This is a genomic window from Acinetobacter sp. Gutcm_16, assembly GCF_028649355.1.
GTDB lineage: Bacteria > Pseudomonadota > Gammaproteobacteria > Pseudomonadales > Moraxellaceae > Acinetobacter > Acinetobacter johnsonii.
In genome coordinates this window covers 75788-93861 of sequence record NZ_JAQSUV010000033.1, presented here as the reverse complement: position 1 = coordinate 93861, position 18074 = coordinate 75788, and the positions used below count along the sequence as shown (strand labels likewise).

Annotated in this window: 20 protein-coding genes and 4 pseudogenes; 10 read left to right on the top strand and 14 right to left on the bottom strand. The window is 35.0% G+C overall.

Annotation, left to right across the window (positions count from 1 at the left end; genetic code table 11):
- Nucleotides 1-256: 256 nt before the first annotated feature.
- Nucleotides 257-799: a cysteine hydrolase family protein gene (locus PTT44_RS11005; protein WP_004981626.1), complete on the bottom strand. Its 543-nt coding sequence runs from the start codon at nt 797-799 to the stop codon at nt 257-259.
- Between the two features lie 84 nt (nt 800-883).
- Nucleotides 884-1768: an MBL fold metallo-hydrolase gene (locus PTT44_RS11000; RefSeq protein ID WP_168158513.1), complete on the bottom strand. Its 885-nt coding sequence runs from the start codon at nt 1766-1768 to the stop codon at nt 884-886.
- A 132-nt stretch (nt 1769-1900) separates the two neighbouring features.
- Between PTT44_RS11000 and PTT44_RS10995 the strand changes: the two genes are divergently transcribed.
- Nucleotides 1901-2869 carry a GlxA family transcriptional regulator gene (locus PTT44_RS10995; protein WP_004981631.1) on the top strand — a complete coding sequence of 323 codons (969 nt, stop codon included), beginning with the start codon at nt 1901-1903 and terminating at the stop codon, nt 2867-2869.
- 52 nt (nt 2870-2921) lie between these two features.
- On the opposite strand, the gene PTT44_RS10990 is transcribed toward PTT44_RS10995, so the two are convergent.
- From PTT44_RS10990 to PTT44_RS10960, 7 genes are all read right to left on the bottom strand, one after another.
- Nucleotides 2922-3071 (bottom strand): hypothetical protein, encoded by a 150-nt coding sequence (locus PTT44_RS10990; RefSeq protein WP_155118243.1) that lies wholly within the window; start codon nt 3069-3071, stop codon nt 2922-2924.
- A 186-nt stretch (nt 3072-3257) separates the two neighbouring features.
- Nucleotides 3258-3485 (bottom strand): hypothetical protein, encoded by a 228-nt coding sequence (locus tag PTT44_RS10985; RefSeq protein WP_004981635.1) that lies wholly within the window; start codon nt 3483-3485, stop codon nt 3258-3260.
- A 215-nt stretch (nt 3486-3700) separates the two neighbouring features.
- Complete coding sequence (locus PTT44_RS10980; protein ID WP_004981638.1) at nt 3701-3886, bottom strand: zf-HC2 domain-containing protein; 186 nt, start codon at nt 3884-3886, stop codon at nt 3701-3703.
- Nucleotides 3880-4500 carry an RNA polymerase factor sigma-70 gene (locus PTT44_RS10975; RefSeq protein ID WP_168158514.1) on the bottom strand — a complete coding sequence of 207 codons (621 nt, stop codon included), beginning with the start codon at nt 4498-4500 and terminating at the stop codon, nt 3880-3882. The genes PTT44_RS10980 and PTT44_RS10975 overlap by 7 nt, the downstream gene beginning before the upstream one ends.
- Nucleotides 4497-5255 (bottom strand): HvfC family RiPP maturation protein, encoded by a 759-nt coding sequence (locus tag PTT44_RS10970; RefSeq protein WP_168158515.1) that lies wholly within the window; start codon nt 5253-5255, stop codon nt 4497-4499. Before PTT44_RS10970 ends, PTT44_RS10975 begins: the two co-directional genes overlap by 4 nt.
- Entirely contained in the window at nt 5206-6066 is an 861-nt protein-coding gene (locus PTT44_RS10965; protein ID WP_168158516.1) for an HvfB family MNIO-type RiPP peptide maturase, read from the bottom strand. The genes PTT44_RS10970 and PTT44_RS10965 overlap by 50 nt, the downstream gene beginning before the upstream one ends.
- Nucleotides 6067-6136: 70 nt before the next feature.
- The gene (locus PTT44_RS10960; RefSeq protein ID WP_168158517.1) at nt 6137-6445 is read right to left on the bottom strand and encodes an HvfA family oxazolone/thioamide-modified RiPP metallophore; all 309 of its coding nucleotides are present in this window, start codon (nt 6443-6445) and stop codon (nt 6137-6139) included.
- Between the two features lie 157 nt (nt 6446-6602).
- Between PTT44_RS10960 and PTT44_RS10955 the strand changes: the two genes are divergently transcribed.
- The 4 genes and pseudogenes from PTT44_RS10955 to PTT44_RS16570 all read left to right on the top strand — a co-directional run.
- Complete coding sequence (locus PTT44_RS10955) at nt 6603-7247, top strand: HvfX family Cu-binding RiPP maturation protein (RefSeq protein ID WP_159128747.1); 645 nt, start codon at nt 6603-6605, stop codon at nt 7245-7247.
- A gap of 20 nt (nt 7248-7267) precedes the next feature.
- Nucleotides 7268-8186, top strand: a pseudogene (locus PTT44_RS10950) (IS5 family transposase).
- A gap of 399 nt (nt 8187-8585) precedes the next feature.
- Entirely contained in the window at nt 8586-10283 is a 1698-nt protein-coding gene (locus PTT44_RS10945) for a DUF4394 domain-containing protein (RefSeq protein ID WP_168158518.1), read from the top strand.
- Between the two features lie 13 nt (nt 10284-10296).
- Nucleotides 10297-10479 (top strand): annotated as a pseudogene (locus tag PTT44_RS16570) (type II toxin-antitoxin system RelE/ParE family toxin); the annotation flags it as partial.
- Between the two features lie 534 nt (nt 10480-11013).
- On the opposite strand, the gene PTT44_RS10940 reads toward PTT44_RS16570, so the two are convergent.
- The 3 genes from PTT44_RS10940 to PTT44_RS10930 all read right to left on the bottom strand — a co-directional run bounded on the left by PTT44_RS10940 (nt 11014) and on the right by PTT44_RS10930 (nt 12317).
- Nucleotides 11014-11223 carry a hypothetical protein gene (locus tag PTT44_RS10940; protein WP_004676710.1) on the bottom strand — a complete coding sequence of 70 codons (210 nt, stop codon included), beginning with the start codon at nt 11221-11223 and terminating at the stop codon, nt 11014-11016.
- A gap of 501 nt (nt 11224-11724) precedes the next feature.
- Nucleotides 11725-11994: a hypothetical protein gene (locus PTT44_RS10935; RefSeq protein ID WP_034616994.1), complete on the bottom strand. Its 270-nt coding sequence runs from the start codon at nt 11992-11994 to the stop codon at nt 11725-11727.
- A 95-nt stretch (nt 11995-12089) separates the two neighbouring features.
- The gene (locus PTT44_RS10930) at nt 12090-12317 is read right to left on the bottom strand and encodes a hypothetical protein (protein WP_034616997.1); all 228 of its coding nucleotides are present in this window, start codon (nt 12315-12317) and stop codon (nt 12090-12092) included.
- A 573-nt stretch (nt 12318-12890) separates the two neighbouring features.
- Between PTT44_RS10930 and PTT44_RS10925 the strand changes: the two are divergent.
- Nucleotides 12891-13320 (top strand): annotated as a pseudogene (locus tag PTT44_RS10925) (exodeoxyribonuclease VII large subunit); the annotation flags it as partial.
- On the opposite strand, the pseudogene PTT44_RS10920 reads toward PTT44_RS10925, so the two are convergent.
- A pseudogene (locus PTT44_RS10920) lies at nt 13318-13866 on the bottom strand (acyl-CoA dehydrogenase); the annotation flags it as partial. The pseudogenes PTT44_RS10925 and PTT44_RS10920 sit on opposite strands and share 3 nt — an antisense overlap.
- A 246-nt stretch (nt 13867-14112) precedes the next feature.
- Between PTT44_RS10920 and PTT44_RS10915 the strand changes: the two are divergent.
- Nucleotides 14113-14346, top strand: coding sequence for a DUF2171 domain-containing protein (locus PTT44_RS10915; protein ID WP_004981666.1), 234 nt, complete (start codon nt 14113-14115; stop codon nt 14344-14346).
- A gap of 199 nt (nt 14347-14545) precedes the next feature.
- Here the strand turns inward: PTT44_RS10915 and PTT44_RS10910 are convergent, their stop codons facing one another.
- A complete protein-coding gene (locus PTT44_RS10910) occupies nt 14546-15952 on the bottom strand; it encodes an iron-containing redox enzyme family protein (protein ID WP_168158520.1) in 1407 nt (468 codons plus the stop codon).
- A gap of 618 nt (nt 15953-16570) precedes the next feature.
- Here PTT44_RS10910 and PTT44_RS10905 point away from each other — a divergent pair.
- From PTT44_RS10905 to PTT44_RS10895, 3 genes are all read left to right on the top strand, one after another.
- Nucleotides 16571-16702: a hypothetical protein gene (locus PTT44_RS10905; protein WP_273795644.1), complete on the top strand. Its 132-nt coding sequence runs from the start codon at nt 16571-16573 to the stop codon at nt 16700-16702.
- 153 nt (nt 16703-16855) lie between these two features.
- Entirely contained in the window at nt 16856-17152 is a 297-nt protein-coding gene (locus PTT44_RS10900; protein WP_168158521.1) for a hypothetical protein, read from the top strand.
- Nucleotides 17153-17223: 71 nt separating this feature from the next.
- Complete coding sequence (locus PTT44_RS10895; RefSeq protein WP_004981678.1) at nt 17224-17907, top strand: DUF421 domain-containing protein; 684 nt, start codon at nt 17224-17226, stop codon at nt 17905-17907.
- Nucleotides 17908-18074 lie beyond the last annotated feature (167 nt).

Here is an 18074-nt window from a genome sequence, read left to right as displayed (position 1 = left end):
TATTACGTGATGTACCACATTCAGGATTGTGATAGATCTTCACTTTTGGAGTAGCAGTCATTTGCTCAAACTCAATCGAATCTTTACATATATTTATATATGAATAAACATATATATGCCATTCCATATTTTACTTTAAAGCATTACCATTTTGTCCAGCACAATGAGCAGACAATAAAAAGCCTGATAAATAATCAGGCTTTTTATTGTCTAATTTTAGATTTAGCATAAAGTTAATTTTAGAAAATCTTAATCTTTAGCTAACATAATCTTCGGTTGATATCACTTGAGCATATGCAAATTCAAAAGCGGCCATTAATGTTGCATGAACATGACCAGCAGGTACTTTAACGCCATTAAATTCTAGGTCTAGCGTTGCACAAGCATCATGAATAACCCTTACCTTATAACCAAAGTCAGAAGCAGCACGAACAGCAGCATCAACACACATATGGCTCATAGCACCAATCACGACTAGCTCAGTCACGTGATTGCTATCTAAAATTTCTTTGAGATTCGTATTTAAGAACGCGTTGATGTGATTTTTAATGACCACAGTTTCATCTGCTTGTGGCTTAACTGTGTCCTGAAATTCAATACCAATTGAGTCAGGTTGAAATATAGGCGATTCAGCATTCGCAATATGCTGGACATGAATCACTTGAGTACCGTCTTGACGTGCTTTCGTAATTACTTTCACTGCATTAGCAGCAGCTTGTTCAATATTTACCAATGGTAATTTACCTGTAGGTAGATATTCATTTTGTAAGTCGATCACTAATAAAGCTGATTTTGACATATCTTTTCCTTTATTTAACTAACATTTATTTTGCTCTACTTAGGATTTTAAAGAAGTGGGAGCATTCCACTTCTTTAAGTTACTTTAGAAAGAAAGCGTTTCACCATCGATAGGAATTAAAACCTTATCTTGGATTCCTTTGTCTTTTACATATTCTGCAAGCTGAGCACGTGTTACCGACATGTGGTTAATGGCATCCATGTGAACAGCAATAACTTTGGCATTTGGCGCTTTCTGAGTTGCTCGGTAAGTATCTTCTTCGCCCATAATAATGGATTCTTTAAAGCCATTAACTAAAGCGTTACCTGTATTTAATACAATCACATCCGGTTTAAAAGATTGAATTGCTTGATCAACTTCAGGACGCCAAATGGTATCACCAGCCACATAAACCGTTTCATGGCCATTAGCTTCAAATACCATACCCATTGCTTCACCTAATCCAGCTTTGAGTTTAGGAATACGGTACATAGCATCAGTACCGTGTTGACCACCAATTTTAGTGAGTTTAATGCCTTCAAACGTTGTTTGTGTTAATACACGAACATCTTTAAAACCCTGTGACTGGATGACTTTTTGGTCTTCTTTATTCTGTACAAACAATGGCATATTTTTTGGAATAGTCGCTTGTGCTGCATCATCCCAATGATCTAAATGTGTATGGGTCACGATCACCGCATCTACACCTTCTAAAATCGTTTCAGGCTTGATGGGCAAATCGACTAATGGGTTACGTAAATAGCTACGATGAGTATCAGGAAAGCCTTCATAGAAGCCTTTTTTCGCAAACATTGCGTCAATTAAAAAAGTTGTATCAGCATAGGTTACTTTAATCGTTGCATTGCGAATTTCTTGTATATGCGTCACTTTAGAGGTATCTCGTTGAACTACTTTATCATTCGCATATAAATTGACTGAAGCCATTGCCAGAGAGAGTGTAATAAGAGAACTACTTAAAATTTGATTCATGTTACAGATCCAATCATTTAGTCATACTTGGATCATGATAGAAATCATCAAACAAAAAAACTGTCCTTAAGGACAATCATCGAAACTATTGGGACAACATGCTATATTCATTATTTTAGAGAGGTTGGTTGAATGGCTATACCAGTGATTGGATTGTTCGTCTATCCCAATATAAATCCATTTCACTTCTCTATTCCCCACATTATCTTCAATATCCAAATTGAAGATAAGTCCTTATTTGACCTTAAAATTTTTTCTATAGATGGCCAGCCTGTAAAAACAGAACAATCCATGGTGATTATGCCTGATGGTGGGATCGAACTTATTAAAGAGTCAGATCTTATTATTATTCCTGGGTGGGATGATTTTAATCACGAGCCTGAACAAGTACTTATCGATGCCCTAAATTGTGCATATCAGACTGGAATTAGAATTGTAGGGTTATGCTATGGAACTTATGCATTAGCATATGCTGGCTTACTTGACCATAAAAAAGCAGCTACGCACTGGATGGCTGAACAAGATTTCAGTGAGCGATTTCCACAGGTTCAGCTTGATCATGATGCCTTGTATGTAGAAGACCAAAGGATCGTAACCTCTGCTGGAACAGGCGCAGCGTTAGACTGCTGTTTGTACTTGGTACGTGAAATCTATAATGCACAAATTGCGAATAGAGTCTCTAGAGTAATGGTAATTCCGCCTCACCGTGAAGGTGGGCAAGCTCAGTTTATTGAACAGCCAGTAGCAGAATCGAGCCAAGATGCACAAATTAACCTATTACTTGATTTTTTAAGAACGAATTTAGCTGTACAACATAATATTGAAAGCCTAGCTGAACGAACACATATGACACGTAGGACGTTCACACGGCATTTTAAGAAGGCTACAGGTATGACCTTAGTCGATTGGCTGAATACTGAAAGAATCAGATTAAGTTGTGAACTCTTAGAAACGACAAACTTGTCGATTGAAAAGATAACCGAGCTTTCAGGTTTTAATAATACAGTGTCATTTAGAAAAAATTTTCGTGAAAAATATAGCACCAGCCCTCAGGCATGGAGAAAAGCTTTTGGGATCAACACTAAAGATCTGCAGCTCTAAGTAAAATATTTGTAATTTTAACAGTTCAGCATGGATGGCCTTTACGTTAAGGCTATTCATTGGTTAATAGCGTGATTTCAGCAGGGGTATAACCACGCTCATAAAGGATGCTGCAAATGGCTGCTCTAAGATTTTGGCAGCTAGATTTTTGAATTTTTTTGAGTAAGTCCAAATCACTATAACTACTTAAGTTATATTTCATCTCAAGAACTTTTGAATTTGGTGTTGAATAAAAGGAATGTAAGAACTTACGTATTCGGGGGCGCATATAGAGCACAAAAAAATAATGGATTATTATCTTATCGAATTTTTTCACAGTAGAAAAGTGGGTACTCTTAATTTTAATATTGCACTTAGACTTCAAAATTTTTTATTCAAGTAGATGATTTTACTCAAAGTGAAGCTGGTATTCATCCGTCGTGATTTTGATTTTTAAACGCTTATATTTTCTTTTCGTCGCACTTAACGCTGAATTGGTCACTTCTGCATGAAACTTAGGATCATTCATTAACTCATGAAATAGCTTATATCCCATCAATACTTTACTGATCTTTTTATTTTCTTTCAGTGTGTTTTCAATTATTTGGTCTAAATCACTTACAGAAAAGTTATACATACCGCCCTCTTCACAACGCAAATTTGACTAATAAATGTACAGAATAATCACAAATAAAGAAACTGATATAAAATATTTTCCTTTAAAAAAAATAGATTTTATAAAACAAACATAAGCATTCACGTACAAATTCTCAAAATCGAATTAATAGTTATTTTATATTACTCACATCAACTTAGCCTGAGGACTTTGTATTTGGAAAAAGCAGATACGAGCTACTTACCCTCATCAAAATTTTTAAACTCTTTGGAAAGCTGACTAAGTGTTTTGACTTGCTTTCCATAACGACGACATGAACGGCATGCCAACAAATGAATTTGTAAATTAGTCTGTTCTAGAAACAGAAGGGGTCTGTCTAATCTTTCAGATAATAATTGGGTGGCTTGGAGACACGTTAGCATGAGCAATCCTCCTTCAATAACCATTTATTTTCTAAGCATTCACGTAATCTTGTTCGACTTCTATACATAAGTACATTTAAGTTAGTAACAGTAATTCCGAGCTTTTCACAAATTTCATCTGAACCCAGTTCAATCATTTCTCTAAGCATAAAAACTTGTGCATATTTGGCTGGTAAGTGATTCAAACAGGCATTAAAAATGATCCAGAAATCTTGTTGCTCCAACATCTCTTCTGGACTAGGCCAAGCTTGAGGTGCTTCATATTTATGCCAATGTCCAGACGCATCAAATAACGCATCTATACTTAATTCGCTTTCCTCATCATTAAACAACTCGCTCATTGTCATCAAACGAGATTTTTGTCGAATTAAATCAATAATTTTGTTTTTTAAAATAGCAAACACCCATGTTTTAAAAGCTGCCCGACCAGTAAAAGAACTAATATGTTGGTATGCACTGGCTAATGCTTCTTGAACAGCATCTTCAGCAAGTTGAAATGAGGACAATTGTAAAATGGCAAACTTCAACATTTGTTGTCTGAGTTCGATTAAAAAGGCTGGGCTTTGCAGTTGTTGCAATATTTCCTCATCCCTATTTGCTGGTTCTACGCTCATCCCTTTTCCTCATCATTGTTATTGGGAGCATCTAACAATTTCAATCGGGTTAATAACTCTTTTAACCCATAGATCTGTGTTTGGATCTGGGTATTAGAAAAATCAGGGAATGTCGCTTTTATTAAATTTTTAATGTCTTGTTCAACTAACTCTTGTTGATTGAGTTGTTCAATTACCACTGCAAATAAAGCAGATAAGGTTTCTATGCAGATATGATCTTGATCATTTCGCCATACCATGATGACACTCGGCATATGCTCAATTTCAGAAATGCTCATACGTGACGACCATTGATATACTGGATATTGATAAACGAGCACCCAGACTTGGGTTTTTAATTGCCATTTATCCTGCAAAGTCACCTTTTTTTTTGCAATTTCAATGGTATCTAAATAGAGTTCAAGCCACTCATACTGTAAGAGCTCAGCTAACCAAGGATATTCTTTTAAAATAGGATGCTGACAGTCTGTAAGATACTCTCTAAATTGTAGGGAAATATCATTATAAAACGGTGAATCGCATTGCGCTTTTTGAAAGAATTCATTTAATAGCTTTTGCCACTTTAACTCAGGCAAGATTGCTCGAGTTACTGGATAAACCAAGTTAATAAAAGAACAAACATTATTAAAAAGTAAATCTCGATAAATCTGCATTCTTTCCGCAGGAAGTGCTTTCGGCAATTCAGATTGAGGAGAACGAATCCAGTTACAAAACTGCTGCTGCGTCGCTTGGAAAGATATTTGCTCTATTTTCATTACTGCCCTCCTGCTGCATTATTGTAATTTTGGTCATTTCATCTTGTAACGCTTTCCATGATGGAATATTAAAATCACGCTCAAGTAAGGTTGGCTTTACCCCGCAGACTTGATAAGTATGTTGCAATAATTGCCAAACAGAATCACACACTTCTGCGCTATGCGTATCAATCAATAGATCTTTTTCAACTTGTTCATGTCCCGCAATATGTATATAACGAATCCGCTCTTTTGGCATTGCTCTAATAAAAGCGTAGCCATCACTGCCATGATTTATACTGTTTACATAGACATTATTCACATCAAGTAGTAATTCACAGTCAGCTTGCTGAAGTACTTCAGAAACAAAATCGGCTTCACTCATCTCAGCATTTGGCATTAAATAGGTTGAGACATTTTCAACCACCAATCTTTTTCCTAAAATATCTTGAACACGTAAAATACGTTCAGCCACATATTTGACCGCAGTCTCTGTCATTGGAATCGGCATCAAGTCGTATAAGTAGCCCCTATCATGGGTATAGCTTAAATGTTCAGAATAAATCGGGACATGATAATCTGCTAAGAAACTTTTAATCTGTTGAATAAATTCAATATTGAGCGGATGAGGTCCTCCAATCGATAAAGATAGTCCATGACATATTAATGGGGCTTTTTCTACGCATCGTGCTAATAGCTTTGCATGCCGACCACCAAAACCCATCCAATTTTCAGGTGCAATCTCTATAAAGTCTGGCGCTTTTTCAGCACTAAGAAATTCATCTATAAAATCCCTTCTCAGCCCAAGCCCCACACCAGCTAAATCAACCATAGTGATACTCCAATTTTGGAAATGATGCCGGCTATGTGGTCCATAGCGACATCATTTTCTAACTGATTGACTATTTAGAGCCACACTTGCCATCAGCAACTTTTTTATCAGCTCCACATTTCGCATCTGCTGCTTTCTTGGTTGCACCACATTTACCGTCTGCTGCTTTTTTATCAGCGCCACATTTTGCTTCAGTGGTCTTTTCGTGTTTATGCATTTTATTTGCACCACACTTAGCTTCACCACATTTGCCATCAGCCGCTTTACTTGCATGTGTCTCTGTCGCATGCGTGGTTGTTGCTGCGGATACTTGAGTTGCACCAATTACAGATAACGCTAATAGTGCAGCAACTGATGTGATTGAGTTTAATTTGTTCATTTTTCTATTCCTTTAATATAATTTCACGGTTTGTACTTAGGTACTATGGTTAGACGACTTAAACTGACATTTATTACAGTCCAAATTAAAAATTATGTAAGAAACACCGTTATCACCCGACTAATGACTATTCAATCGTATTGGGTGTGAAATTTTCATGAACAACGTTATCTATCTTTTATCAGAAAAATACCGAAAATTTTGTAGTGTCATAAAACATGGTGATGGTATTGCAGCACTTGCACTAAGACTTTATTTAGTTCCGATATTCTGGATGGCGGGTACAAATAAATTTACCCATTTTCAAGATACAGTCGAATGGTTCGGTAATACTGATTGGGGTTTAGGTCTACCATTTCCTACACTGCTGGCGGCACTCGCAACTTCGACTGAAATTATGGGGGCTATTCTCTTAGCAGTAGGTTTATTAACTCGATTCATCAGTATTCCACTCATTATCACCATGTTAGTTGCTATCGTTACGGTACATTTACCCAATGGATGGCAAGCAATTGCTGATCCTAATGCTCCATTTGCTAGTGCTCAGGTAATTTCTTCATCTGAAAAGTTAGAAAAAGCTCGTCAGATCTTAGAAACATATGGAAATTATGACTGGTTAACTTCAAGTGGATCATTTGTCATCTTGAATAATGGTATTGAGTTTGCAGTAACTTACTTAGTCATGCTGTTAGCTTTATTGGTACTCGGTGGTGGGCGCTATCTAAGTTTTGATTACTGGCTGAAGCATATATTTTTAAATATCAAAAGGGCTTTGTTGCACAAAGCTGTTCGTAAGCTCTGATTCAGCAATATAATTCTGAGATGAATAAGTCTATACCTAAAATCTATAGTACAACCAACTGGTCCACCTACAATAAAACTTTAATTAATCGTGGAAATATTTCGATTTGGTTTGATCCTCAGACTCAATGGTATGCTCAATTACAAGGTAAACAAGGACGAAATCAAACCTACTCAGATAGAGCGATTCAATGCTGTTTGATGATCAAATGTCTATTTCGACTTTCTTTACGTATGGTCACAGGCTTTGTGCAAAGCCTTATTCAACTCTGTGGTTTAAGTTGGACGGCACCAGATTATTCCACACTCTGCAGAAGACAAAAGCAAATTGATATTGCGATAAGCTATCGGCAAAGTCATGGTGAACTACATCTACTTGTAGATTCAACTGGCCTGAAGTTTTTAGGTGAAGGTGAATGGAAACGCAAGAAACATCAACCTGAATATCGTCGGCAATGGAGTAAACTGCATATTGGTATAGATGCTAAAAAGCTGCAAATACGGGCAGTTCAGCTCACGACGAATAATGGCAGTGATTCACAAGTACTTGGTAATTTACTTGATCAAATTCCACCAGATGAACAGATTGATTCAGTCTATATAGATGGGGCTTATGACACAAAACAATGCCGTCAGGTGATTGCAGATTGACAAGCGCATGCGGTGATTCCGTCAAGAAAAAATGCGAAGCCTTGGAAGGATACAAAAGTTCATTCCCCAGAGCGAAATGAATTACTTCGTATTGTTAAACTTTTGGCAAAAATGGTCAGGCTATCATCGATGCAGTTTGGTTGAAACCAAGATGCACTGCATCAAATTATTAGGCGATAAATTAATGGCAAGAAGCTTTCCTAGTCAGGTGAATGAAATTCATGCTCGTGTAGCGGTCTTAAATATATTTACAGAATTAGGCAGACCTCATACCCAAGTTTTCACTTAAATTTGAGCGACTAAGGAAAGCTCTATCTTTAAAATCTTTATGCAACAAAGCCATTCAGATCTAGATGTTGAAATGCAGTTTAATTTTGTATTTAACCTCATACTTGATGTGAAAAATCTGTGAAGCATTACTAAATAGATATAACAATACAAAATAATATCCATAAAACATATATTTACTAAAAAACAATAAAGACATATGGTTAATTAACATGCGACAAACATTGAACTTAAATATCTTCATTTCTATGCATTCTACACGCTTAACAATAGAAAATGATTCTTTTCAAGTCTAAATATACCTCGACGTGTTTCTCAGCAAAGCTAAGTTGTTTTACAAATTTAACCGTGTAATCAAAAGTTCTTCGAAATCAAATATCAATAATTAAGGAAATTATACATGGAACTCAAAACACTCATCTGTACTCTCACCGCACTCGGTGGCATCGGATTAGTTGGATGTAATGACTCAAATTCATCTGAGCCTATTCCTCCAACAAATGCTACTGGTAATCTCTTGGTACTGACCAGTAACGGTATGATTAGTTCACTCAATCATGACAAACCTGGTTCACTGATTTCAAATATTAAAGTTTCAGGTTTAGTTTCTGGGGATCAACTGGTTGGAATGGACCATCGCCCAAGTGATGGAAAGTTATATGCAGTAGGTTTGTTGGGTAATATTTACACGTTAAATCCAAGCTCTGGCGTGGCAAAATTCGTCATTAAGATGACAGCTGATCCAGCAGATACGACCGATGGTAATACAGTTTTTAGTAAAATTACTGCCAATCCCGATGCGCTTAGCGTGAATTTCAATCCTGCTGCGGATCGTCTAAGAATTATTGGTCAAGATGGTCAAAACCTAAGAGTCAATGTTGATACAGGTCTCACCATCACCGACGGAGAAATCAGTCGGGTTGGTGAAGCTACAACTGAAGTCAGTGCCGCAGCTTATACCAATGCTTTTGCTGGAACGGCAAGTACAAAATTATACAGTATTGACTCTGCGACAGATCGCATTTATCTGCAAAATGCAAATGCCGGAACATTAGGCATCTCTGCACCCTTAGGTCAGGATATATCGAATAACGGTGGTTTTGATATAGACCCAATCAATAATATTGGTTTTGCCGCATTACAAGTCTCAGGTGCATATAAATTATTTAGAGTTAATCTTGCTCATGTAGGAACGACCAGTAACGCTATTTTTGAGACGAGCGAGTTGCCTAGCGAATATCGTCAAACCTCCATTCGTGGGGTTGCACTTAATCGAGCAGAAGATACCACCTCAAAAGGAATCGGGCTGACTAACAATAATGCTTTAATTCGATTTGAAATCAATCGTCCAAATGATACGACTGAACAAAGAATCACAGGCGTATTGGTCAATGAAAAATTCGTAGGTATTGATTTTAGATTACGTACTGCTACCGATAAAACCAATACGCTATATGGTTTAACTGACCAAGCAAACCTGTATACTATTAATCCAAATTCTGGCGCTGCAACACTTGTGACTGCGCTTAAAGCAGGTACAGGTAGTAACTTTAGTGCTCTAGACGGCACAGAGTTTGCTGTTGACTTCAATCCAACGGCTGACCGTTTAAGAGTCATCAGTAATTCGGGGCAAAATCTGCGAATCAATGTCGATACAGGTGAAACCATTCAAGATGGCAAAATCAATGGGATCACCAATGCCGTGATTAGCGCTGCGGCATATACCAACAGTTTTCAAACACCTATTTCAGCACTTAGCACCGAATTATTTAATCTAGATCATACCAATCAGTTACTGACGAAGCAAGTTCCACCCAATGATGGAACATTGGTGAGATTAGGTAGTCTTGGCGTGAACTTAGGCTTGAATGATGGTTTTGATATTGCTGGTGGTGATAATGGATTGGCTCTAGCAGCAATAAACAACAATAATGGTGCTTCTGTCCTATACCGTATAGATCTAAATAGCGATACAACACTAACAACTCCACGTGCACGTCCCGCAATTTCTGTCAGTGGTACGCCTAGTGTTATGAGCTCAATGATTGGTTCAAACACCACGCCCGCCTTGATTGATTTAGCGATACTTTTCAAATAGTTTAAATAGTGCCCTTACCAAGTTAAAAGACCAACAGTCAAAAAGACGCATATAGGTCCGAATTGATATGGTTGCAAATGGAAACTTTGGAGATACTGAACCAGTCAGTGAAGGTATCTCTGAATTAAGTTTCTTTTTTGGACCAAGTTATAGGATTTATTATTGCAAGCAAGGGCAAAGGGTTATTATTTTCTTACAAACGTTCCCAAATCTACTTGATTTTATTTAATATAAATCTCTTATGCGTAATTCCCAATATTTAAATTTTCTATCAAATTATTGTCAATTGAACATAATAGAGCTTACTCGAAACAGCCCTCACTCAGAGGGTTTTCTGAATTAACACACTGCACACAAACAGTGACATGTGCACCTTTGTCGAAATCGAATGCACTGTGCAGTCCGAAAGTAGAATGCACAGCAACATGTGGTTACTTATCCTGAGCAGCATATTTTAAGTTATCCGCTACACGATTCGTCCAGTCTGAGAGAGGGATAACACCAGACGTGCTATCTAGAATCCCCAATAATTAAATAGGGATAATTCCAAAATCGGTGGCTATTCAGGGATTGACTTGTAAGAGATTTTATAAAAGTAACTGTGACGTTAATTAAGTGTATAAAGTTGTATAACAACATCCATAAGAGAAAAAACCTCCGCGAAAAATAGATATCGAACGGGGTCTTTTATTTCTGATCCGTTTTAAAAAAATATAGGCTTAGAACTCTCTTAAGAGGGATTGCTTAAAAATTTACGCATCTGTCTATGTCTTCTAGTGAGACCTAGTACCTCTTTACGCTTAATAATTTCATCTTCAGTAAAAGGCAGATGATTGATAAGCTGCTCAATCACCATAAAACTATTTTCAATTAAGAAACTATCTTGTTCGGTTGTCCAATTTGAGGTTATATGCTCAGATTTTTTAGACTGTCTTTTCATAAAAAGAACTTATACCTAATCATGAGGACTCTTGACTTTCTTCAAGCACTCTCGGCATACACAAATTTCTTTTTGGTCATTGGTGTAATCGATCTCTCTAGCACCATGAAGGCCAAATATACACATTAATAATCTGATCATCTTATTCCTCCTTTAAGTACTTAAAAGTTATATATCTTAGGCATCTATATTTATATGAATCCCTGTAAGACAGCATTTCGAACAACATTATCGAAGTTTGAATGAAATAAATTTTCAGTAGTGTGACGCTTTGACAATAAACAGAAACTTGCTACCGCACCTATGCTCACCAAAGTTAATAATTTCATCTTTAATTCCATCCATGTAGAACTTTTGATTCAAACATATCACTGTGATTTGTATTTATCTAACCGCCTTCTGATGAATTACTGTTCACAATGTAACCACATTATTATTTATGTAATTGAATTTATTAAATAACGAAATAACTCCTATCAAATTACACTAAGTTATTACAACTTATAAATTTAAAGCTTTATGTGCCCATTTCAGAAATTTATCTTTATCGTTGAAATTAGGGACATTCAATAAATTGATATAGGAAACTTCACCAAAGTTTCCTGAGATTTTATTTGATTCAAGAATTGTAAAATCTTCTTCTTGCCCTACATGTACTTCCCGAAAAAACTCCGTAACTTTCCGATCAAGGTTTAGTGAGGTAAACGCCTCTCTTTCAACTAAAAAGTCATAGATCTGGCTAATCACATGTAGTTCAAATTTTCTATTCATTGTCTTCCGTTCTCATAATTATTTTAACAATTGGTTTAATTTAAACTAATTTCTTTTACGGATAAAGACAATAATAAACCTACTCTCAGGGACATTTAAATAGATTTTCGCTTAGCCTTTGCCAGTAAGATCTCTATTCGTTGAGTAACTTCCCACAATTTAAGCTCAGCATCACGCCAAAAATAGTAGACGTCACCATCTATGACATACATTTGCTTAATGTAGTTTGTTGATTTTGTCTTGTTTACTTCTTTAGCATTAAAACATGGTTTATCAAGCACTATTACCCTGCCATCTAAATCACCACCGATACAAATATTCATTTCTATTCTTCTTGTTGTAAGCAATGATTAAACTATATCACAAACAAAAAAGCGCAATTATTTGAACGCACTTTATCTACTAAACATCTGATAAAAAATTAAAATTTATACCAATACGATTTAAGTTAAGATGCTATTAAAAAAGCCCTACATTTCTGTAAGGCTTTCCCCTTGGTCTTTTGCGCCGAAACAAGGAATCGTTGTTTTTATTTACAACAAAATAATTAAATCATTAATTGCATGAAAAATGAAGCAAAAAAAACTGCAACTTGGGGAAGGTGCAGGTATAAACTGATATTAACTATTCATGGAGAAGCTAATACCTAATACCAAGTAATATACTTGGTTTATATTGAGACCTCATTCACATTTTATTCCAAATTATCAAGCAACAAAAAAAAAGCCCATCAAATGATGAGCTTTTTAAGGTAATTAAGTGAATTACTATAACTTCGTCTACTATAGCTGAAATATGCCTTATGCCCTGATCAAGGTCAAGTTAGCATATTCTCAATTTGCACTTCTAGCATTGCTTTAATACTATTAACCTAAGCACTTAAAATAATTGACCTAATGTCTGAACCTCAGTTTTCTCTTAGTGATTACCTATCCACAGTACAGGAAGTAATTCAAATTAATTTCAATGAGCCTGTATGGGTGAAAGCTGAGATCCGCAATCTCAATATTAAGGGTGGACATTACTATCTTGAGTTAGCTGAAAAGGATGAAAACACCGATAAAGTTATTGCAAGTTGTAAAGGCACCATTTGGAAATTTACAGCACAGAAAATGTGTGCTTAAGTTTGAAAGAGAAAGTGGTGTAGAACTTTCAAAGGATTTAAATGTCTTGGTAAAAGTCAGAGCCAAGTTTGATCCTCAGTATGGCTTTTCAGTGAATGTTGAAGATATTAATTCAAGCTATACCCTTGGAGACATTGCATGGCGCTATCAACAAATTTTAGAAAGACTTACCTCTGAAGGCTTATTAAATAAAAAAAAACTCGACTGCGGTCTCCTGAAAATTGACTCTGGCGGTCTGTGTGCCTTGCATGCCTAAAGCTTGCCAGTGAGCTGAATCAATCGAGATCGATGATGGGTTTAAGTCAATAATGCAGAGCTGAGATTTCCCTTGTTGATCTTTAAAACTGATTAATGCTTTATGAATCAATTCAGCACCTGAACACCACTGCTTAACTCCATGACAAAGCCCATTTTTGACCTGTAACGGCGCTGGTCCACCATCGGCAGCCCAAACAGCCCATGTCTCCTCATCGATTTCTTTTTCATAACCGAGTTCATGCAAAATACTTAAAGCATCAAAATGTGACTCAAAAAGCTTGGCTAAACTTAGGTCAAAGCCAGCTATCTGAGCAAAAATTTGCCAACGCTGATAGGTTTGCCCCGAAGCAGGTTCAGGCAACCTTCCAACAGAATGAATCAACTGTTTCAACACAATTGGACGTTGATTTAGTTTTTCTTCAGCTGAGTAATGCTCAAAGCGATTTAATATCTCTAAAGTTGAGCTTTTTATAAATATTTTTCTATTCATTCTTAAAATATTAATTCAAGTCAATTAATTTAAATAACAGGTGAAATATTCTGTTTGTTTAAATAGATAAATATTCATAGTTATTTAACTATTTATTTCGTTTTGTTTCATTGTTAACCAAATAGTATGTTTAGGTGTATCTATAAAATCATCATGTAAGGATTATTTAAAATCCAACAATTATAAGGAAATATGCAGTAGTTTAAAGGCTTCCATGTTGTTATGTTTATAAAAGAGGTTTAAGAAATGAGTACTTTAAATATTCAAGATATTAAAAAACATTCAGATGTAATTGCTTCTTGTGGTTCCAAAGTCGGAACAGTTGATCATCTCGAAGGTGATAACCAACTCAAATTGACTCGTGATGAAAATGATCAACATCATCTGATCCCAACGGCATGGATTGGTGAAGTCAAAGATGACAAAATAGTTCTGATTAAAAATTCAGAAGAAGTTAAGCAACAATGGCAAGCTATTTAAATTATTCTAAAATAAAGAGTACGACTAGATTTTGGTCGTACTCTTTTATTTCTTTGTAAGTAATTTCAAAGAAGCGCGAATCCGTCGCAATGTCCGTTGAATCAAAGGTGTTTCATTTCTTACTTGTAAAAATAGGTAGATGGAATCTATTTGTCATAGACTACATCTATTTTATATAAATTAATAGGTTAGCCTACTATCATTTAAAATTACTTCCTAAGAATGGGAAAATATACTCAACCACTTTTTGCGTAGCCCATAAACCAATCTCTTGGTGATGTTGATGTGGAGCTAAATATGGCATCAACTTACTAAGTTTATGCCCAGTATTTGTAGATATCTGAATTTTCTGCTGTAACAGCGATAATTCTTTTTCTGACAAATAACTAAAATCATTTAGTTCTATAAAGTTTTTTATATATTCTGAATTTACTGGATTCATGCGTCTACTTAAATTAGCACCAGCAATCCAATCATAAATAAAAGTTTTTTCTGCAGCAGAGAAAACTCCAAACATTTTCCCATCTTCTTCATTGATCAGCTTCCAAAATCGGCTATGTTCTGGATCTTCGTTAAGCTTAATCCATCCTATTTTTATTAGCTCAATAATGAATTCCTCAACCTGATCTTCTTCTGATAGCCATGAATTTACAGACTTATTATTAAACTTGCATTTCTCATTATGCATTTGCTTTCCAACCAAAGCTTTGCTCTTGAAAATGTCCAGAACCACTCGCTCAGTATTTAGGTTCTTTATTATTTGAACTGAGCTAACTCCCCGATTATTCAATAAAAAGCCTATCTTTAATTTACGAATAAATTCGGATTGATTTGGGTAGCGTTTGGCTAAACATTTAATCGCATTTGTAGCTAATTGAGCATGTCCATTATCAAAGTTATCAATTGTAATGTGTAGGTTAAAATATTTGGAATCAATACCTAACTCTTTAAGTTCATAATTTGTAATCAGTAAATGAAGTGGTAGTTGTTCGTATCCAAAATTAAAACCTGCAATCTCGGGTATAAAATCTGATGGAGCATAAGCTAAAGCCAATTGTATTGCTGACTGGTGATAATATTCATCAGGCAAATTCATTGAAAATTGATGAAGACCAAGTGATAGAAGTAATTTATTGAAAAGTTTTACATGGTTACTTTGACTGGAACCTAACCCCAACTCCTCAACATATATCTGTATAAAGTCTCTAAAAGCTGGATCATTCCAGTACTGTGTAAAGCTATAAAGCCAAGCCCCGTCTACACGTTTGGTCGGTGCTACTTTGTATAAAAACTCATAAGCTTTACTTGTAGTTCCAAAAAACTCCCTTGCACTCCCATTTTCACGCCTTTCTAAGTACTCTTTGTAATGCAAGCATTGTGTTTTATTTTGTTTCTGCATCCAGACTGCCAATTGATCAACATTAGTAGGAAAATCAGAGAAATCACTATCCAAATGAAGTATTTCGTTTTCTAGGAAATGAAAAGCTTTCAACTCTTTTGCAGAATGCGACACTGATGGATCTAAGAAAAATTGTGTTATTTCAAAATATTTCTGATGGGCATCGGTTATTAAATTTAAAATTCTCTCTTTTACTGCAGTAGGCATTATAATTCTCTCGCGGTAAATAACTTATACCAACATAATTGACACTTATACTTAATTAATTAGCAACTTTGAAAAGAAACGTTAATAAATGTAATCCTTTAATTTATTTAACATCACAATACAACACCTTAATTAAATATTTATAATTTTTAGAAAAAATAAAAATTTCACAATCTGTGATATAAATCACACTCATTGGAATTAAAAAAATTATGGTGTTTAAAATTAGTAAAAAGCATTATATCTAATTTATAAAATTTTTAACTTTATTTATTGAAAGTACAAGCACCGTTATTATTCCTTTCTTTATTTCATTGATCCAACACAGATTTTTATTTTTTCAAATTCAAAAAAAATCAATAAATTACAAACACAAATCCAATCAAAAAGATATAAATCTGAATTAAGAATAAAATTTAACATTGTTAGCCTTTTGTAAAAAACAAAATATATATTTCCATTTATTATCAACACCTAAACCTTTAAAACAAACACAATTTAACTCAAAAATTAAAATGTAACACCTCTGATGTTTTTTAAAACACAAATTATGATATTAATAATAAATCTACTGATTAATTAATGTAGATTAATTCTAATCTTATGAGGTTCAGTAAAATGACTAATCAAAATCAACAGCAGAAAAATCAGCAACAGCAGCAGCCAAATCAACCGCAGAAAAATCCAGATCAGCAACAACAGCAACAGCAACCAGACCAACCGCAAAAAAATCCGAATCAGCAAAAATAACCGAACCAAAACCAGCAAAATGACCAACACTTTCAACAGAAATAATATTTTTTCATGTTGAATAATATTATTAAATTCTAAAACTCATTCATTAATTAAATCCAACTAAGAATTTTTTTTTGAATTCTTAGTTGGATAGAATTGGAGTTCATTATGACTATCAATGACCATCAAGACGAAAACTCAATCAAGCATGATTGGCGTACAGATTATTCAAACCGCCCATATTACGGCGATATCCAACGAGAACTTCCTGATGTAGATTATGACCGTGATCTTCGTTCAGCCTATGAATTAGGTCAGCATGCCCGAAATGAGCGTGGTACTGATGCACTATTTGAGGATTCAGAAAGTGATCTAAAAGTAAAATGGGAAGAATTAAAGGCTGAATCACGCTTAAAGTGGGAACAAGCCAAACATGCTATTAAAGATGCATGGGACAAAATGTAAGCCAGTATAATGATAATGAGCCTTTTAGGCTCATTATCAGCACATCTAAATAATAATTAAATAGGTGTAAAATGGACTTTATAAAAATACTATTAGCTGATACTACATTTACTTTTGCAGCAGAAATTGTACTTCGTAGTGTCTTGATGTACTTCCTGATTATCTTAGTTTTAAGATTTTCTGGTAAACGTGGTGTTAGGCAACTTTCCATCTTTGAAATCGCAATTATTCTTAGTTTAGGATCTGCTGCTGGCGATGCTATGTTCTATGAAGAAGTTCCCATCATACATGCTGTCATCGTTTTTGCAGTAATTATGGCTTTATATCGCTTAACAACTTATTTAATGATGAAATCCGATGCTATTGAGACCGTATTGGAAGGTCGACCAATATACATCGTCAAAAATGGTTTACTGATTGTTGAGGATATTAAGCAAGAAAAGTATTCATATGATGAGTTCTTTGCTGAAATGCGCCAAAAGAAAATAGAGCATCTTGGACAAGTTAAAATGGCACTGCTTGAGACTGATGGCTGCCTAAGCGTGATCCCATATTCTAAAGAAAATATAAAATGGGGCCTTCCTCTGTTTCCCGATGAATACCAAATCGCAGATCATCATAATGTCGATCACTTTTATTCTTGTATGTTGTGTGGTCAAACCCAACGTTTAAATCATTTAAATGAAGAATGCCCTCGCTGTCAAAATACAAAATGGGCTAAATCCTGTTTATATTGCGAGGAATATCAAAATTAATAAGGTTTTGTTTTGACTTAGATTAATTCAATATTATTTAAAATGAATAGTTTAAGCGAACAAAAAATACACATTTCTTTACCTTACTCAAAGAGTAAATACTTAAAGTTTATATGGGTATCTTTGATCCAAAAAAGAGTTTTCTGGCAAGTAACTCATATTCGATT

Coding starts and splice junctions, on each gene's coding strand:
- PTT44_RS11005 (WP_004981626.1), bottom strand. CDS start 799: ATGTCAAAATCAGCTTTATTAGTGATCGACTTACAAAATGAATATCTA.
- PTT44_RS10970 (WP_168158515.1), bottom strand. CDS start 5,255: ATGAAAATAGAGCAAATATCTTTCCAAGCGACGCAGCAGCAGTTTTGT.
- PTT44_RS10900 (WP_168158521.1), top strand. CDS start 16,856: ATGACTATCAATGACCATCAAGACGAAAACTCAATCAAGCATGATTGG.
- PTT44_RS10945 (WP_168158518.1), top strand. CDS start 8,586: ATGGAACTCAAAACACTCATCTGTACTCTCACCGCACTCGGTGGCATC.
- PTT44_RS10940 (WP_004676710.1), bottom strand. CDS start 11,223: ATGAAAAGACAGTCTAAAAAATCTGAGCATATAACCTCAAATTGGACA.
- PTT44_RS10935 (WP_034616994.1), bottom strand. CDS start 11,994: ATGAATAGAAAATTTGAACTACATGTGATTAGCCAGATCTATGACTTT.
- PTT44_RS10905 (WP_273795644.1), top strand. CDS start 16,571: ATGACTAATCAAAATCAACAGCAGAAAAATCAGCAACAGCAGCAGCCA.
- PTT44_RS10960 (WP_168158517.1), bottom strand. CDS start 6,445: ATGAACAAATTAAACTCAATCACATCAGTTGCTGCACTATTAGCGTTA.
- PTT44_RS11000 (WP_168158513.1), bottom strand. CDS start 1,768: ATGAATCAAATTTTAAGTAGTTCTCTTATTACACTCTCTCTGGCAATG.
- PTT44_RS10985 (WP_004981635.1), bottom strand. CDS start 3,485: ATGTATAACTTTTCTGTAAGTGATTTAGACCAAATAATTGAAAACACA.
- PTT44_RS10995 (WP_004981631.1), top strand. CDS start 1,901: ATGGCTATACCAGTGATTGGATTGTTCGTCTATCCCAATATAAATCCA.
- PTT44_RS10895 (WP_004981678.1), top strand. CDS start 17,224: ATGGACTTTATAAAAATACTATTAGCTGATACTACATTTACTTTTGCA.
- PTT44_RS10915 (WP_004981666.1), top strand. CDS start 14,113: ATGAGTACTTTAAATATTCAAGATATTAAAAAACATTCAGATGTAATT.
- PTT44_RS10965 (WP_168158516.1), bottom strand. CDS start 6,066: ATGGTTGATTTAGCTGGTGTGGGGCTTGGGCTGAGAAGGGATTTTATA.
- PTT44_RS10910 (WP_168158520.1), bottom strand. CDS start 15,952: ATGCCTACTGCAGTAAAAGAGAGAATTTTAAATTTAATAACCGATGCC.
- PTT44_RS10930 (WP_034616997.1), bottom strand. CDS start 12,317: ATGAATATTTGTATCGGTGGTGATTTAGATGGCAGGGTAATAGTGCTT.
- PTT44_RS10990 (WP_155118243.1), bottom strand. CDS start 3,071: ATGAAATATAACTTAAGTAGTTATAGTGATTTGGACTTACTCAAAAAA.
- PTT44_RS10955 (WP_159128747.1), top strand. CDS start 6,603: ATGAACAACGTTATCTATCTTTTATCAGAAAAATACCGAAAATTTTGT.
- PTT44_RS10980 (WP_004981638.1), bottom strand. CDS start 3,886: ATGCTAACGTGTCTCCAAGCCACCCAATTATTATCTGAAAGATTAGAC.
- PTT44_RS10975 (WP_168158514.1), bottom strand. CDS start 4,500: ATGAGCGTAGAACCAGCAAATAGGGATGAGGAAATATTGCAACAACTG.